The sequence below is a fragment of the Pseudomonadota bacterium genome, assembly GCA_039028155.1.
In the GTDB taxonomy this organism is placed as follows: Bacteria; Pseudomonadota; Alphaproteobacteria; order SP197; family SP197; genus JANQGO01.
Window position 1 is genome coordinate 15914 of the sequence record JBCCIS010000053.1, and the last position, 15913, is coordinate 31826.

The window sequence follows — 15913 nt, forward strand, 5'->3', positions numbered from 1 at the left end:
TTTGATGGCTGATCGTAGCGCGCTGACGGCGCAGATGATGCGTGATGGCGAGACCATGACCGGTCCCGTCGCCAACGCCGCCTTTGAGCCCGGACCGGACGCCACGGCGGCGCAGCGCGGCTTCGCCGGCACGCTGCACGTCGACGAGACGGCGCTGACGAGCGACTGTGCGGCGCTCAATGAACCGACCCTCCTGGGCGGCGACCCCCGCCTCTTTCCCGGCGTATCGATCGGTTTCACGACACAGGACGGCGCACTGATCCCCGACAGCCGCGGCTTGCGCCGATCCGGCGGCGACAGCTACTGGGACCTGGCGGCGGGCGCCGGTCAGGTGTGGTCGGAACCGGGAGACGGCGGGCTGTCGCGGGCATCATTCCCGTTCCAGCTCTCCAACGAGCGCGAGAACGAGACCCATAACGGCCTGGCATCATTCCTGTTTGACGACACGACCGTCACGCCGCTCGCCGTCCAGAAGATCACCCACACCCAGCCCGATCACATGCCGAATGCCTTCCAGCTTTGGGGCCGGGTTCCCATCCGCGTCGAAACCGGCGAGCCCGCCACGAGCGAAGCGGCGCGCCAGGATTATACCGCCGACCGCAGCGAGGAATTCGCCATCCGCCCGATCGACGAGCTCGCGGCCCATTGCGGCCACGACCTGATCGAAGCGCTTGCAGAGGGTCCGGGCGCCGACAGCGAAATCGTCGCCGGCCTGGTCATCGGCGATGTCATCTATGCGACGCCCATGCGCACCGAGCACGGCGCCGCCCCCTTCCCGCGCGCCATGCGGTTCGGTCTGTGGTCGGCGACCAAGGCGGCGTTCGGCACGACGGCCCTGATGCGCCTGGCCCATCATCTGGGCCCTGACATCGGCAACACGCTTGTCGGCGACGTGGTCGAGGTGGCGGCCGCGCATGACGGCTGGCTGCACGTCACGATCCGCGACTGCCTCAACATGGCAAGCGGTATCGGCACGGCCTCGCCGACCCGCGACGTCCTGGATATCCACGCCGACAACCTGACCGGGCCCGAGCATATCGGTACCGAGGGCGAAGCCTGCTACCGCGCCTATCAGGCCTGGTATGCCGCCAAAAGCCGTAACGACAAGCTGGCGGCCGCCTTCGCCTGTCCGAGCTACCCCTGGGGGCCGGGCGAGGTCACCCGCTACCGCGATCAGGACCTCTTCATGGCCGGCGTCGCCATGGACGCCGTCTGGAAGCGGCATCGCGGGCCCGACGCCGATCTCTTCGCCATGGTCGCCGACGAGGTCTATCAACCGATAGGCATTCGCGGCGCCGACATGAACCGCACCCTGGAGTCCGGTGGAGCCCTGGGTGTGCCTGTGACGGCGTTCGGCTTTTTCCTGGGCCTCGACGACATCGCCAAGCTTGGCCGGCTTCTGCATGACGGCGGAATGCACGATGGCGAGCAACTGCTCGATCCGTCGCTCGTTCGCGAGGCGCTCGACCCCTCGCCCGACAAGGGCTTGCCAACTGGCCACACCACCACCGATGGCGATATCACTTATCACCTGGCCTACTGGATGCAGGGCTATAACAGCCGCGAACGCGGCTTCATGCGCCTGGCGACCATGCGCGGCTATGGCGGCAACATCATCCAGCCTTTGCCCAACGGCATGACCGCGTTCCGCCTGGCCCACGACACGCCGGACGCCGACGAACGCTATGACGCGCTCAAACTCGCGCGCATCGCCGATGCCGTGAGGCCGCTTTAGGGCGCGCATGACCAGCACCAGCCTTGCCGACATTCTCCACGCCGACACCGAGGAAATGCGTCGCGAAAATGGGATCGGTTCCGACCCCGACGTCGTCGCGAAACACTACGGTTTCGAAAACTGGTCGGCGCTGCTGGCGTTCTCGCCCTACATGGGAGAGCTCACCGGCCCCGGCACCCTGACCTTCCAACGCTGGCTACCTGTCGATCGCCGGCACATCTGGCAAGCCGTCAGCGATCCCGCCGAGTTATCGCAGTGGTTCATGGAGACGACCATGGAGGCCCGTATCGGCGGCCGGTTTTCGTTCAAACACGGTTGGAATGGTGTTGTATCGGCCCTGGAGCCCGGTTCGGCGATCGCGTTCACGGCCGATCAGGGCGGCCAAACCCGGTTTGAGATTGCCGATAGCGACAACGGCACGCGCTTCCACCTGCTCGACCGAATGGGACCAGGCGTGACGGCGCCAGACGGTGAGCTTGGTGACCTGGACACCCGGCAACCCGGCGGGCCCGGCACCCATTGGGTCGGCGTCGCCGTCGGCTGGCACGGTTTTGTCGATTCGCTGACCGGACATCTCGGCGCCCCGGTAACGACCGTCGGCGAACATGAGATGACACTGCTCTACGACCGCCTGCTAGCAGCGCACTTCGGCTCATCACAACTCGTCACGGGCAGGCAAGTGCCGTTTCAGTGACATAGATTCCACGGCCCTGGACCGTTAGTCTCAGGTCTCAGGGAGGCAAGGCATGCAGCGACGCCTGGCGGCCATACTTGCAGCGGACGTGGTCGGCTATTCGCGCCTGATGGGCACGGATGAGGTCGGCACGCATGCACATCTGAAGGACCTGCGCCACGACTTCCTGGAACCCGTCATTGCCAAGCACAAGGGCCGGATCGTCAAGCTGATGGGCGACGGTCTGCTGCTGGAGTTTCAGAGCGTCGTCGAGGCGGTCGAATGCGCGGTGGCCTGGCAGAAGGGCGTCAGCGAACGCGAGCAGGACAAGGCGCGGGACCAGTCGTTGCAGTTCCGCATCGGCATCAACCTGGGTGATGTGATCATCGAGGACGAGGATATTCACGGCGACGGCGTTAACGTGGCCTCGCGCCTGGAAGGTCTGGCCGAGCCCGGTGGCATCTGCGCCTCGCGCGCGGTGTTCGAGCAGATCAAGAACCGGCTTGACCTGGACCATGTCGACCTGGGCGAACAGACGGTCAAGAACATCGCCGAGCCGATCCACGCCTACCGAATCTCCAGCAAGGCAGCACCCGCCGACCGCAAGCCGACGGACCAGCCGGCGCCGCCGCGCCCGGAGGAGGCGCGCGGCTCGATCGCCGTCTTTCCGTTCGAAAGCCTGTCGCCGGATTCCGAGGACGCTTATCTCGCCGATGGCATCGCGATGGAAATCATCACCATGCTGTCGAAGATCCCCGACCTGCGCGTCGCCTCCCGGCCAGCGACCTTCGCGCATCGCGGCCGCGGCGACGACATGTGGCAGGTCGTCCGCGACCTGCAGTTGCGCTATGTGTTGACCGGCAGCGTGCGCCGCGCCGGTGACCGCGTCCGGGTCACCGCCGAACTCTCCGATGCCGCCGACCGCAGCCAGCTTTGGTCGGAAACCTATCAGCGTCAGATCGACGACCTCTTCGCGGTCCAGGAGGAAATCGCCGAATCCATCGTCATCGCGTTTGGCGGCGAGTTCCTTCGCGCCGAATGGCAGCGCGCGAGACGGCGGTCGACCGAGAGCCTTGATGCCTGGGGCCTCGTGCAAAAGGCACGGGCGCAGAACCTGCCGATCAACCGTGATGCCGGCGATCATGCGCTCGCGCTCGCCAAAGAGGCCATCGCCATCGATCCTAACTATGCCGGCGCCCACGCCAGTCTGGCGTCCGTCCTGATGCAGCGGGTGATGAACGGGTTGAGCGACAGACCGGAAGAGGACCGTGCGGCGGCGCTCGCCGCCGTCGAGCGGGCGAGCGAGTTATCGGCCGACGATCCCGTCGTGCTGCGCGCGCTCGGCAATGTGCTGAGCAATTGCGGCGAGCACGACAAGGCCGTGCGCGCGCTGCGCCGGGCCGTCGAAGTCGCGCCGTTCGATTTCCATAGCTGGGGACGGCTGGGCCGCACGCTTGCCTATGGCGGCACGGGCGACGAGCTGCAGGAGGGCCACGCGGTGCTGGACCGCATCCTGGCCGCCGCGCCGAACCACCCGATGGTACCCTATTGGCAGTACTTCAAGGCCAATGCCTGCGCCCGCGAAAACCGGTCCGAAGAGGCGGTCACCTTTGCGCGCAAAAGCGTCGAGGCCCAGCCCGGCTATTCCGGCGCCTGGGTGACGCTTGCCAATGCGCTCGGCCAACTCGGCCGTTATGACGAGGCCAAACAGGCGATGGACCGCGCGCTGCGCGCCAATCCCGCGATGACGCCGCAACACCTGGCGGCGCAGATCCGCAACCTCGCCGGCAATCGTCCGGAGCTCGCCGAGCAGTCGCTTTCCGGCCTGAAAGCAGCCGGCCTTCTCGACTGACGCAACGACTGAGCGACGACACGAGGAACGCAACCATGAGCCGTTACGACAACCTGATGCGCCGTATCCAGAACGGCGAGCGCATCCTGATCGACGGAGCCACCGGCACCGAGGTCGACCGGCGCGGCGTGCCGCACCTGGAGAACGCGTGGAACGGCGGCGGCACGCTGAGCCACCCGGATATCGTGCGCGGTATCCACGAGGACTACATCCGCCACGGCGCCCAGATCGTCATCTCCAACACCTTCGCGACGCACCGTCATGCCTTGGAAGACGCCGGCGTCGCCGACCAGTTCGAGGACTACAACCGGCGTGCCGTGGAACTGGCCCTCGAGGCGCGCGAGCGCATGGCGACGCCGGACGTCCTGGTCGCCGGCGGCATGTCCTATTGGACGTGGACCGATAACCCGCCGACGCTCGACGTTCTTGGCGAGAACGCCGCCCAACAGGCTGCGATCATGGCGGATGCCGGCGCCGACCTTCTGATGCTGGAGATGATGATCGACAGCGAGCAGATGATGGTCACGCTCGACGCCGCGCAATCAAGCGGCCTGCCGGTGTGGGTCGGCCTGACATGCGAACCCGACGACACCGGCACCGTGTGTTTGTGGAAAGGCGGCCCGCTCTCCGACGTGCTCGCCGTGCTCAAGGAAAAGAACGTACCGCTGATCAACATCATGCACACCGAGGTCAAGCACATCGACGCCTGTCTCGACGTCGTCAACGAGCATTGGTCCGGCCCGGTCGGCGTCTATGCCCATACGGGCGACGAGATCGACGGCAAATGGGTCTTCGACGGCACGATCACACCGGAAGACTACGCCGCCAACGCCCAGCGCTGGCTCGGCCGCGGCGTGCAGGTCATCGGCGGTTGCTGCGGCATTCGCGTCGACCACATCGAGGTCTTGCGCAAGGTGGTGTGAACGCCTGGGCTAGAACGGATTCACCCGCTCTAGCCCCCCGCCACGCGCGGCATCAGGTAGACCTCAGCACCCTCCGGCACCTTTTGCAGTTGGGCGTTGCGGTAGAGCCGGCCGTCGATGGCGACCGCGACGCCCTTGTCCAGGATCGGCTTGAGCTCGGGGTAGCGCTCGCCGAGCTGCCGCAGCACCTGCATGATGGTCCCGGCCTCGACCTCGAACGTTTCGCGGCCGCCGGCCTTCGACCTTAGCGTCGCGCCGAGCCTGACCTCGACCAAGGTTCAGTCCTTGGCCGCCTCGATCGCGGCCAGGATCTTGGGCGGCGACATCGGGATATCGGTCAGGCGCTGGCCGATCGCGCGCGACACCGCGTTGGTGACGGCGGCCAGCGGCGGCACGATCGGCGTCTCGCCGACGCCGCGCACGCCATAGGGGTGGCCGGGGTTCGGCACCTCGACAATCACCGTGTCGATCATCGGCACGTCCGAGCAGACGGGAATGCGGTAGTCCAGGAAGGTCGGGTTCTGCAGACGGCCGTCCTCGCCATAAACGTACTCTTCGTTGAGCGCCCAGCCGATGCCCTGGACCGCGCCGCCCTGGTACTGGCCTTCGACATAGTCCGGATGGATCGCCTTGCCGGCGTCCTGGACAACCAGATAGCGCAGGATCGTCACGTGGCCGGTTTCCGGGTCGACCTCGACGTCGACCAGATGGGTGCTGAAACTGTTGCCCGCACCCTCGGCATTGATCTCCGCGTGGCCGGCGATCGGGCCACCGGTCTGCGGTGCCATGGCGGCGAGTTCGGCGAGTGACATCGGTTCGAAGTCGCCGGCGTTATGGCCCGAAGGGTGGGCCGCGCCGTCACGCCAGACGACCGCATCGGGGTCGATGCCCCAGATCTGGGCGGCGCGCTCGCGCATCTTGGCGATGGCGTCCTTGGCCGCATCGATGGTCGCCATACCGGCCGAGTGGGTCACACGGCTGCCGCCGGTGGTGTCGTTATGGCCGAGCGCACTGGTGTCGGCGATGATCGCCTTGATGTTCTCATAGGCGATGCCGAGTTCCTCGGCTGCCATCAGGCACATGGAGGCGCGGCTGCCGCCGATATCCGGCGTGCCCAGCGACAAGAGCGCGGTGCCGTCGGTGTTTATGTTAAGCGTGACGCAGGTCTGGCCGCCATAGTTGGGCCAGAAGCCCGACGCGATGCCGCGGCCCTGATTGGCCTTCAGCGGCTTCTTCGCGACGTCGTGGTTCTCGACCGCGTCGAGGCTCTCGATCATGCCGATCGGTCCGAAGGTTGGGCCATAGGCCGATGACGACCCTTCCTTCACGGCGTTTTTCCGCCTGAGTTCGATCGGATCCATGCCGATCTTCTCGGCGAGTTCGTCGAGCAGCGCTTCAACCGGTAAGGCGGCCATGGGCGCGCCCGGCGCGCGATAGGCCGCTTGTTTGGGCCGGTTGGTGACGACGTCATAGCAGCGCAATAAAACGTTGGGCGTGTCGTAGGGCGCGAAGGCGCAGGCCGCGCCATAGGGCACCGGCGAACCGGCAAAAGCGCCGCCCTGGAACTTATAGACGCCCTCGCCCGCGGTGATGCGGCCGTCGCGGGTGACGCCGATCTTCATGGTCATGCTGGTGCTGGATGTCGGGCCCGAGGCGCGCAGCACCTCGTCGCGGCTCATCACCATCTTGACCGGCCGGTGCGCCTTTTTGGCGAGCGCGAGCGCGATCGGCTCCAGAAACACGGTCGTCTTGCCGCCGAAGCCGCCGCCGATCTCCGACGAGGTCACCCGCAGGCTGGCGAGATCCCAGCCCAGGATCGCCGCGCACATGGCGCGCACGGTGTAGTGGCCCTGGGTGCAGCACCATAGTTCGGCCAGGCCGTCCTCCGAGACCGAAGCGAAACAGGCGTGGGGCTCGATATAGCCCTGGTGCGCGGCTTCAGTGCGGAACGAGCGTTCGATGACCACGTCGGCCTCGGCGAAACCCTTTTCGACATCGCCGGTGGCGATCTCTGAGTATTCGGCGATGTTGGAGGGTTTCTTCGGCGCCGGCTCCATGCCGGCGGTGAACATGTCGTCGTGCAGCAGCGGCGCGTCGGGCGCCATCGCCGCGTCGACATCGGTGACGTGGGGCAGAACCTCGTACTTCACCTTGATCAGCTTCAGGGCCTCGCGCGCGGCCGCTTTGCTGGTTGCGGCGACGGCGGCAATGGCATGGCCTTCGTAAAGGACCTTGTCGCGCGCCATGATGTTCTGCGCGACGTCCCACATGTTCTCTTCTTCCTCACCCTTCACCGTCTGATCGTTTTTGAGGTGCGGAAAGTCGTCACGGGTCACCACGGCCTTCACCCCGGCCAGCTTCTTGGCCTTTTTGGTGTTGATCGAGACGATTCGGGCGTGGGCATGGGGGCTTCTGAGCACCAGGCCGACCAACATGTTGGCGTCGGCCATATCGGCGCCATAGCGGGCGCGCCCGGTGACCTTGTCGACGCCATCGGGTCGCAAAGGGCGGGTGCCGACCTTCTTAAACGCAAGGCGCGGGCTGAATTCGTCGTCTAGCGGCATCAAGCTTTCTCCTTCGACGCGAACCTGTTCCCTGGATTCCTAACCCGTCACGATGACGTCCGTCTATCTCATCGCAGCCCCAAATCCTAATCTATGGTATAGCGGGCCGAGCGGGTTGGGGCGCGCCCGCGCTTGCCTAACCCGTTGCGAGATAGCGATTTATGTCGATCAGTACGGTTGTCGCGATCCTGATCTTCGCGATTATTGCGATCCGTCAGTGGCTGCCGTCATGGCTCAGGATCTGGCATGTCATGCTGGCAGGCGCCGTCGTCATCGTGGCGAGCGGCCAGGTCAGTCCGATCGGCGCCGTCGACTATGTCGACTGGAACATCATTGCCTATCTGTTCGGCGTCTTCTCCATCGGCATCGCGCTCTATCACGGTGGCGCGCCGCATCAGGTGAGCGCCTGGCTGGCCAAGCATCGCCACGGCAGACCGGCGGCGCTGGCTGGTTTCATGGTGCTGACCGGGTTGGGCGCGGCCATCTACACCAACGACGCGGCGGCGGTCATCGGCACGGCGGTGGCGTTGACGCTGTCCCAGGCGTTTCGCGTCCGCCCGACAATCTTCCTGATCGCGCTGTGCGCCGCCGTCACCATCGGCAGCATGCTGACGCCGATCGGCAACCCCCAGAACATCCTGATCGCCGCCGAACCTAACTTCAGGAACCCCTTTGTCGCGTTTGTCACGTGGCTGATCGTGCCGACCGTCGTCGCCATGGTCCTTGCCTTCGCCTGGTTCGCCGTGCGCCTGGCGCGCGAGCCGGAGATCGACACGTCCGACTGGCAAGCGCCGGAGCCGGTGACGACCCACCAGACCTGGCCGGCCTACTCGGCAGCGGCGCTTCTGGTGATTTTGATTGGCGCCGATGCGGTCATCCGTGAGGTCGTCCCCGACCTCGCCATCGAACTCGGCTGGCTCGGCCTTATCGCCTGCCTGCCGATCTATCTATTCAGCAACCACCGCTTCAAGCTTTTCGCCGAGGTCGATTGGGCGACATTGATCTTCTTTGTCGCGATGTTCGTGGTCACCGGATCGGTGCTCGCCTCCGGCGACGTCGAGGAGGCCTTAGGCCCGCTGATGGAACACCTGGACGATCCCAACGTCATCACCGCCGTCGGCTTCGGCGCCAGCCAGCTCTTCTCCAACGTGCCGACGGTCGAGATCTATCTGGGCCTGTTGAGCGAACCGGAGACACCGGAGCTGATCCTGTTGGCGGCCATGAGCACGCTCGCCGGCAATCTCTTCATTATCAGCGCGGCGAGCAATGTCATCGTCGTTCAGCAGACCGAGAAGTTCGGCCAGAAACCCTTCACCTTCTGGCAGTTCACCTTGATCAACCTGCCGGTCACCATCGTTTCGATGATCATCGCCTATGGCTGGATCGTCTGGCTCATGGACTAGCGCGTATTCCCGATGGCGGGCATCACCAGCCCACTCCGCGTAAGCGGATCATCAGCCAGGCACCGCGTCCTTCTGTTTGTGCGGTGCCGTCTCCGGCATGAAGAAGAGAAAGATGGTCAGGCCGACAATGGCGACGCAGGCGAGCGATAAGAACGCTGTGTCATAACCGAAGAAGTCTGCGATTTGCTCGGCGATCAGGTTGCTGAGCGAAGCGCCGATGCCGACCAGGGTCGTCAGCGCCCCCTGCACGACATTGAACCGTCCAGTACCGCGTGTCAGGTCCGCGACGATCAACAGGAACATGACACCGAACACACCATTAGCGACGCCGTCGAGCGCCTGTACGGCGACAAGGTAGACAGGGTCGTCGCCCAGGCTGAACAAGACGCCACGCACCGGCATGACAGCAAAAGCCACCAGAAACAGGGGCTTTCGGCCCCAGCTGTCGGCGGTGCGCCCGCAAAGCCACGCCATGATGCCCATGACGATCTGGGCCGCGATAATGCAGGCTGAGGTAAACGCGGTTCCGTGCTCGGCGTCGCTGCCTTCCGAGAGTTTTTGACTGACCAGAGGCAGCATGGCGGCGTTGGCGAAGTGGAACAGCACAATGCACAGCGCGAAGATGACGAGCGACCGGTCTTCAAGCAGTGTCTTGAAACCGGAGGGTTTCTTTTCGCCAGTTCCCTCATCTGCCAGGCCGCCACGCGCGACCTCATGGTCGATCTCCTTACCTGGAATGCAGGCGATCGAGATGATCATCCCAACCGCCATGACACCGACCAGATAGAACACGCCGGCCTCGGCGATGTAGAGCGCGATGACGGCAGCCAGCGTCGCCGAAACGACGTTGCCCGTGTGGTTGCCCATCGCGTTGGCGCTGGCCTGGCGCGTGAAGTTATCGGGCCCGACCAGACCCAGTGTCATTGCCGCGATACAGGGACCGATGAACGCCGCACCAATGCCCACCAGGATCTGCGAGGCATAGACAACAGCGTCGGTGCCGATGATCGGAATAGCGACCGTCGCGACACCGATGGTGCCGCCGCACAGGGCCAACAACGTGCGCTTCCAATGGACCTTATCAATCAGCGCGCCGGCCGGAGTCTGCACGATGACCGTCGCGATCGTGCCCAGTGCCAGTACAATGCCGATCGAACCGGCATGCCAGCCCAAAACCGAAAGCAGATAGATACCGAGATAGGGACCAAGCCCGCCGCTGGCATCAGCGGCGAAAAAGTTGGTGAACAAAAGCGATCTACGAAGAGCCATGGCGTGCGGTCTCAGAGTTTCCCTAACGTGACATCAAGGGAACGCAAACGCCGGCGCACGTCTCGACTTGAGATAGGGTGCCCCTAGGCGACGCCTGCCTGCCCATAGCTCGACGCCGACCTAAAGACCAGAATCGGCCTGAAAGTTCAATGAACTTCGCCAATTGGCGGACAGCGCGTGCGCGCAAGGATGGCTGGGGCGCCTGGATTCGAACCAGGGATCACGGGATCAAAACCCGTTGCCTTACCGCTTGGCTACGCCCCAGCAGAGACGGCGCTTTCAAACCAGAAAGCGCGCCCATGTTCAAGTCAGTCCGTTCAAGTCACGCGCGCACGATGCGGTCGCGGTGGTCGCTGACGTCGCGCGTTGCGTTACGGGTGTCGACGACGAGCGGGCTCGCTGAGACTAGCGCCTGATAGTCAACATCGCTGTGGTCGGTCACGATGAACGCGGCATCGTGGTTGCCGGCAACGACGTCCTGCCAGGTGACGCTCTCGCGGCCCGATAGCGCAGCGTGCTCGCGCCCCGTCGAGATCACGGGGATGAAGGGGTCGTAGAAACTGACCTCGGCGCCACGCTCCTCCAGGAGTGCCATCAGCTTGAGCGACGGGCTCTCGCGGATGTCGTCGACGTCTTTCTTATACGCCATGCCCATCATCAGGATGCGGCTTCCGTTGAGTCCCTTGCCAAAGCGGTCGTTTAGTGCCTCGGCCAGGCGCGCGACCACGTGGGCGGGCATGGCGCTGTTGATCTCGCCGGCCAGCTCGACGAAGCGGGTCGGCGTCTCGAACTCCCTGGCCTTCCAGGTCAGGTAGAACGGATCGATCGGGATGCAGTGGCCGCCCAGACCCGGGCCCGGATAGAACGGCATGAAGCCGAAGGGTTTGGTCTTGGCGGCGTCGATGACTTCCCAGACATCGATACCCATCTTGTCGTAGACGACCTTCAACTCGTTCACCAGCGCGATGTTGACGGCGCGGAAGATGTTCTCGGTGAGCTTGACCGCCTCCGCCGTCGCCGCCGAACCCACCGCCACCGTGCCGCCGCTGGTGATGGTGTCATAGAGGCTGCAGGCGATCGACGTCGCCGCCTGGTCGTCGCCGCCGACAACCTTCGGGATCTCGGTCGTCCCGTAGGTCGGATTGCCGGGATCTTCGCGCTCCGGTGAGTAGGCGACCAGGAAATCCCGCCCAGCGGTCAAACCGCCCGATTCCAGGATGGGCGTCAGCACCTCGTCAGTCGTGCCGGGGTAGGTCGTCGATTCCAGGATAACGATCTGGCCCGCCCTCACATGCGGCGCGATGGCGCGCGCCGTGCCTTCGACATAGGAAAGGTCGGGATCGCGATAGCGGGTCAGCGGCGTGGGCACGCAGATCAGGATGGCGTCGGCGTTGGCGAGATCGGCGACATCGGTGGTCCCGTGGAACCGGTCCGATCCGGCCAGCCCGGCAATGGCGTCGCCGGCGATATGGCGGATATAGCTCTCGCCCTTGTCGAGTTGGCGGATCTTCGCCTCGTCGGTATCGAAGCCCAGAACCGGAAAGCCGGCGTCATGAAAAGCCAGAACCAGCGGCAGCCCAACATAACCGAGGCCGATGACACCAATCCTTACCTCGCGGCGGGCCAGTCGGTCCTGCCAGGCCGCGACATCAAATTCGTTCGACATGGGGCGCTACCTAACGATTCCCGCGCCCTATGGGAAGCCTATTAGCATCACTGTCATGCAACAAGGCGGCAGCACGGACCCACCAGTCCGGATGGGTCTCGGCGATGGCCGCCGCAGCCCGCGCGGCGTCCGTGGCGGTGGCCGCGAGTCCAAAGCAGGTCGCCCCGCTGCCCGACATCCGTGCAAGAAGGATCTCTGGCCTTTCACGCAATTGATTCAGCACAGCGGCGATGACAGGCGCCAGGGCCGTCGCGGGGCCTTCCAGATCGTTGCGACGCAGACCGAGTTCATGGGCAAGCTCGGCGGCATCGCGCGGCTCATGCGACAACGGGTGGGCAGGGCTGAAGTCGCCGGCGCGCGCGGCGAAGACGCGGGCGGTCAGCACTTCGACGCCGGGGTTGACCAAGACCAACCAGACGGACGGCAGGCGCGGCGCTGGTTCAACGACATCGCCTATACCAGAAACCAGGACGGGCTGGTGGTGCAGGCAAGGCGGCACGTCGGCGCCCAGGCGGGCGGCAAGCGCGGCCAGTCGCGTTGGATCGATCTCAAGCGACCACAGCTCCATAAGCAGGCGCAATGTGGCGGCGGCATCGGCCGATCCGCCACCGATTCCGGCCGCGACAGGCAACTGCTTGTCCAGCACCAAGTCGGCGCCGGCGTTCACGCCGGCTTCTGCGGCCAACAGGCGCGCGGCATTCAAGACCAGGTTGTCATCGAGAGAACGGGGCGGCAGAGCCTCACCAAACGGCCCGCGAACCTGAAGGCTCAGCCGATCGGCCGCCTCGGCCGATAGCCGGTCGGCGGCATCGACGCGCACAAACAGGCTGTCCAGTTCATGCAGACCGTCATCGCGTCGGTCCGTAACGTGGAGATAGAGATTGACCTTGGCCGGGGCAGCAATCGCGATCGAGGGTTGGTCGCCGTCAGCTCCCGGCATCCAGACCGACATCCAGTTTATCCTGGATCACCGCGATCAGCTCTGCATCGTCTTCGTCGGCCAGCGACATCGCGCGCTTCCACTGGAACTTCGCCTCGTTGAAGCGGCCGACCTTCCAATAGGCATCGCCCAGATGATCGTTGATCACCGCATCGCCTGGCTCAAGCTCCACGGCACGCTCCAGGTAACGCACGGCGCCATCGAAGTCGTCGAGCCGATAGAGCGCCCAGCCCAGGCTGTCGACGATGTAGCCGTCCTGGGGCCGCTGTTCGACGGCGGTTTCGATCATCGCGAGCGCCTCGTCCAGATGAACGCCCTGATCGACCCAGGTGTATCCCAGATAGTTCAGCACATAGGGGCTCTCGGGGTTGGCCTCCAGCGAGGCAAGGAAGTTCTCCTCGGCACGCGGCCAGTCGCCGGAGCGCTCCAGAGCAATGCCGCGCACGTAAAGCAGGCGCCAGGTCGCCATGGCCTCGCCACCCAGCCTCTCAACCGCCTGGTCATAGGCATCCACGGCCTCGTCCCAGCGTTCCGCGACGCGCAGCAGGTCACCCATCGTGATCAAGGTATCGGAACGCTCAGGCTGCTCATCGACCATGACCCCGAGCATGTCGAGCGCCTTGTCGGTCTCGCCGGCACGGTCGAGGTTGACGGCCGTGCGCAGGCGGGCAGACCAGGAAAGCGGCGAACTCGCCGGGATCTTCCCATAGGCCTCGACCGCCTCGAGCGGCCGGTCGTCGATCTCCAAGAGGTCGCCAATCAGCAGATGAATGATCGCGCTGTCGGGATCGACATAGGACGCCAAACGCGCATAGACCAACGACGTTCCCCCGCCGCTGCCGGCATCCGCGACACTGGCGACGCCAAAAAGAACCTCAGACAGGCCTTTGACCGGCGAGTCCATTTCTCGTTCGGGCACGGTTCCGGCCTCGAACTCGGCCAGCGCATCGTCCAGCCAAACGGTGCCGGTGTTGACCGCGAGGAAGTCGTCATAGACGGCCTTGGCCTCCTCGTCCCGGCCTTCACGGCGCAGGAAGTTGCCATAGGCGCGCACCACCCGATAGGAACCGCCCTCCTGCGACTGCAACGCCAGGGCATAAGCCCGGTCGGCGGCTTCGGCATTGCCCGCCAGGTCCTCGATCAACGCGATGTGGTAAGCGCGGAAGGTCTCGAAGCCGTCATCGCTAAGCCCGGACGCGATGGCCGCCAGGGCAGCCTCCGTGTTACCGCGCCCGACTTCGATCCAGGCCTCGACCAGCGGCACGACGAGGGTGTTGTAACCCTGTAACGGCAGTTTGCCGAGCGTGTCGGACGCGAACTCCAGATCGCCAACATTGATGGCTTCGACAACCAGGGTCATGTTGGCGATCGGGTCACCGGGTTCGATAGCCTCCAACCGCTCGGCGATGGGCACCGCCTCGCCGACCCGGCCATCCATGACAAGCGCAAGATGGGCCTGGCGCAGAAGCTCCGGGTTGTCGGGATCGCTGTCCAGCGTCATCACGAAAAACTCGGCGGCCGAACCCATGTCGCGGTTGTTGGCGGCGACAAGGGCGGAAAGGTAACTGCCGGACGCGCTGGGCTGGATCTCCTCGTTATCGCTTTCGGCCGCGATCAACTCCAGCGGCTGATTGGCCTGCGCCACGGTCGTCGAGCTTGCCGACTGCACAATGGCGTCGCTGCCGCTGGGCCGTTCATCGGTGCAGGCGACCAGCAGCGCGGCCACGCCGACGCCGCCGAGCAAGCGCGAAAAGATCGAAAAACCTAAGTTCACCGGCAGTCTCCAGCCGAAAAAACGGCTGATATGCTAGTCCAGCCAGCCGTTCGTTACAAAGCCCCCTTGGTCACATGGCCGTCAGAGCCAGTGACCCCGGTTACATTTGGATCGGTTACATATTGGGATAGTTGGGGCCGCCGCCACCCTCCGGCGTCACCCAGACGATGTTTTGCGTCGGGTCCTTGATATCGCAGGTTTTGCAGTGGACGCAGTTCTGCGCGTTGATCTGCAGTTGCGGCTTGCCATCGTCGTCCTCGACGATCTCGTAGACGCCGGCGGGGCAGTACCGCTGTTCCGGTGCGTCATAGGTGGCCAGATTGACGGCGATCGGCACTGACGCATCCTTCAGCGTCAAGTGAGCCGGCTGGTCTTCCTCGTGATTGGTGTTGGAGAGAAAAACCGAGCTGTTTCGGTCAAAACTGACCTCGCCGTCCGGTTTCGGGTAGTCGATCGGCGAAAACTGCGCTTTTGGCTTCAGCGCGCTGTGGTCGGCCTTGTGGTGGAAGGTCCACGGCGCCTTGCCACGGAACAGATAGGTGTCGATGCCCGAATAGGCGATGCCGCCCCACAGGCCGCGATGGAAGCTGGGCCGGATGTTGCGGACCCGGTAGAGCTCGTCCCACACCCAGGTCTTCTTGAGCCGCTCGGGATAGGCCGTCACTTCGCGTCCGTTCGCACCGGCGGCGAACCACTCGAACACGGCCTCGGCGGCGGTCATACCGGTCTTCATGGCCGTATGGCTGCCCTTGATCTTGGGCACGTTGACGAAACCCGCCGAACAACCAATCAACAGGCCACCGGGAAAGGTCAGCTTCGGGATCGACTGGAAACCGCCCTCGTTGATCGCGCGCGCGCCATAGGCCAGGCGCTTGCCTCCCTCGAAAAACGGCCGGATGTCGGGATGGGTCTTAAAGCGCTGAAACTCCTCGAACGGCGACAGATAGGGGTTCTGATAGTCGAGACCGATGACGTAGCCGACCGACACCAGGTTGTCGTCGAGGTGATAGAGGAAAGAACCGCCATAGGTCTTGGTGTCCATCGGCCAGCCGATGGTGTGGATGATCGTGCCCTTCTTGTGTTTGGCAGGATCAATCTCCCAAAGCTCCTTGAT

At 64.6% G+C, this 15913-nt stretch carries 12 protein-coding genes and 1 tRNA gene; 5 read left to right on the forward strand and 8 right to left on the reverse strand.

Annotated features, from left to right (window positions below):
* The first annotated feature begins 4 nt into the window (after window positions 1-4).
* The 4 genes from AAF563_20955 to AAF563_20970 are packed head-to-tail and all read left to right on the forward strand — an operon-like array spanning window position 5 to window position 5183.
* Window positions 5-1735 (forward strand): hypothetical protein, encoded by a 1731-nt coding sequence (locus AAF563_20955; protein MEM7123759.1) that lies wholly within the window; start codon window positions 5-7, stop codon window positions 1733-1735.
* Window positions 1736-1742: 7 nt separating this feature from the next.
* A complete protein-coding gene (locus tag AAF563_20960) occupies window positions 1743-2429 on the forward strand; it encodes an SRPBCC domain-containing protein (GenBank protein MEM7123760.1) in 687 nt (228 codons plus the stop codon).
* Between the two features lie 52 nt (window positions 2430-2481).
* Window positions 2482-4260 (forward strand): tetratricopeptide repeat protein, encoded by a 1779-nt coding sequence (locus AAF563_20965; GenBank protein ID MEM7123761.1) that lies wholly within the window; start codon window positions 2482-2484, stop codon window positions 4258-4260.
* Window positions 4261-4295: 35 nt separating this feature from the next.
* Entirely contained in the window at window positions 4296-5183 is an 888-nt protein-coding gene (locus tag AAF563_20970) for a homocysteine S-methyltransferase family protein (GenBank protein ID MEM7123762.1), read from the forward strand.
* Between the two features lie 29 nt (window positions 5184-5212).
* Here AAF563_20970 and AAF563_20975 read toward each other — a convergent pair whose 3' ends face one another.
* Both AAF563_20975 and AAF563_20980 read right to left on the reverse strand, forming a co-directional pair.
* Window positions 5213-5458 (reverse strand): MoaD/ThiS family protein, encoded by a 246-nt coding sequence (locus AAF563_20975; protein MEM7123763.1) that lies wholly within the window; start codon window positions 5456-5458, stop codon window positions 5213-5215.
* Between the two features lie 3 nt (window positions 5459-5461).
* Window positions 5462-7747: a xanthine dehydrogenase family protein molybdopterin-binding subunit gene (locus AAF563_20980; GenBank protein ID MEM7123764.1), complete on the reverse strand. Its 2286-nt coding sequence runs from the start codon at window positions 7745-7747 to the stop codon at window positions 5462-5464.
* Between the two features lie 161 nt (window positions 7748-7908).
* On the opposite strand from AAF563_20980, the gene AAF563_20985 reads away from it, so the two are divergent.
* Window positions 7909-9150, forward strand: coding sequence for an SLC13 family permease (locus tag AAF563_20985; protein MEM7123765.1), 1242 nt, complete (start codon window positions 7909-7911; stop codon window positions 9148-9150).
* Window positions 9151-9201: 51 nt separating this feature from the next.
* On the opposite strand, the gene AAF563_20990 is transcribed toward AAF563_20985, so the two are convergent.
* From AAF563_20990 to AAF563_21015, 6 genes are all read right to left on the reverse strand, one after another.
* Window positions 9202-10419 (reverse strand): MFS transporter, encoded by a 1218-nt coding sequence (locus AAF563_20990; protein MEM7123766.1) that lies wholly within the window; start codon window positions 10417-10419, stop codon window positions 9202-9204.
* Between the two features lie 190 nt (window positions 10420-10609).
* Window positions 10610-10683: transfer RNA gene (locus AAF563_20995), tRNA-Gln, on the reverse strand.
* Between the two features lie 58 nt (window positions 10684-10741).
* Window positions 10742-12085, reverse strand: a complete 1344-nt coding sequence (locus tag AAF563_21000) for a nucleotide sugar dehydrogenase (protein MEM7123767.1) — start codon at window positions 12083-12085, stop codon at window positions 10742-10744.
* Between the two features lie 10 nt (window positions 12086-12095).
* Window positions 12096-13025 (reverse strand): 4-(cytidine 5'-diphospho)-2-C-methyl-D-erythritol kinase, encoded by a 930-nt coding sequence (locus AAF563_21005; GenBank protein MEM7123768.1) that lies wholly within the window; start codon window positions 13023-13025, stop codon window positions 12096-12098.
* The gene (locus AAF563_21010) at window positions 13012-14799 is read right to left on the reverse strand and encodes a tetratricopeptide repeat protein (protein ID MEM7123769.1); all 1788 of its coding nucleotides are present in this window, start codon (window positions 14797-14799) and stop codon (window positions 13012-13014) included. The genes AAF563_21005 and AAF563_21010 overlap by 14 nt, the downstream gene beginning before the upstream one ends.
* A 115-nt stretch (window positions 14800-14914) precedes the next feature.
* The coding region (locus AAF563_21015) for an electron transfer flavoprotein-ubiquinone oxidoreductase (GenBank protein ID MEM7123770.1) at window positions 14915-15913 on the reverse strand (999 nt) is incomplete at its 5' end.

Excerpts from the sequence above, each read along its gene's own strand:
- AAF563_20955 (MEM7123759.1), top strand. The coding sequence starts at position 5 with ATGGCTGATCGTAGCGCGCTGACGGCGCAGATGATGCGTGATGGCGAG.
- AAF563_20960 (MEM7123760.1), top strand. The coding sequence starts at position 1,743 with ATGACCAGCACCAGCCTTGCCGACATTCTCCACGCCGACACCGAGGAA.
- AAF563_20965 (MEM7123761.1), top strand. The coding sequence starts at position 2,482 with ATGCAGCGACGCCTGGCGGCCATACTTGCAGCGGACGTGGTCGGCTAT.
- AAF563_20970 (MEM7123762.1), top strand. The coding sequence starts at position 4,296 with ATGAGCCGTTACGACAACCTGATGCGCCGTATCCAGAACGGCGAGCGC.
- AAF563_20980 (MEM7123764.1), bottom strand. The coding sequence starts at position 7,747 with ATGCCGCTAGACGACGAATTCAGCCCGCGCCTTGCGTTTAAGAAGGTC.
- AAF563_20985 (MEM7123765.1), top strand. The coding sequence starts at position 7,909 with ATGTCGATCAGTACGGTTGTCGCGATCCTGATCTTCGCGATTATTGCG.
- AAF563_20990 (MEM7123766.1), bottom strand. The coding sequence starts at position 10,419 with ATGGCTCTTCGTAGATCGCTTTTGTTCACCAACTTTTTCGCCGCTGAT.
- AAF563_21000 (MEM7123767.1), bottom strand. The coding sequence starts at position 12,085 with ATGTCGAACGAATTTGATGTCGCGGCCTGGCAGGACCGACTGGCCCGC.
- AAF563_21005 (MEM7123768.1), bottom strand. The coding sequence starts at position 13,025 with ATGCCGGGAGCTGACGGCGACCAACCCTCGATCGCGATTGCTGCCCCG.